Source organism: Vibrio sp. D173a (assembly GCF_030248475.1).
In genome coordinates, this window is record NZ_JAHGAH010001292.1 from 1 (window position 1) to 566 (window position 566).

Here is a 566-nt window from a genome sequence, read left to right on the forward strand (position 1 = left end):
CGGTATTACCTTCACCATTTTCACGCACATCAGAAAGATCATAGTTGTTTATATCAGCGATATAGTTGTACGTATAAATTCTTTGTAATTTTGGCGTAACACCAAACGATAAGTGTTGACCCATAAAGGTTTGGTATTTAGCAAGAGAGATGCCCGCTTCAGCTACACCAACCGAAACCGCAGAGACAGTCGACAGCTCTAGATTTTGTTGGTCTGTACCCGCTGTATGGACATCCGGTGTTGCAAAACTCTCAGTGTATACTTTTGCAAACGCATTGGCGGCGACGAATTGATTGGGGAGAGCGAATGCTACAACACCACCCAAATCGAAACTGGCTTGGTTACCATCAAGCTTGCTTAATGCTGTTGTAACATCTGGGCCTGACGCATCTAATACAGCATCAATATTTGATTTCATATCGTCTGGGTCATTATAGCTGCCACCAAAACTTGGCGTGATCATGCCCAAGTCATCGTTACGACGATAAATGGCAACCAGTGCAGGGTTATAAAATGGGGCTGTTAAGAAGTTAGCTGATACAACACCAACGCCACCCATAGCGTCT

Annotated in this window: 1 protein-coding gene; it reads right to left on the reverse strand. The window is 44.0% G+C overall.

Translation table 11 applies throughout. From position 1 onward, the window contains the following. The coding region (traF, locus tag KIV40_RS32925) for a conjugal transfer protein TraF (protein WP_285353577.1) at positions 1-566 on the reverse strand (566 nt) is incomplete at both ends.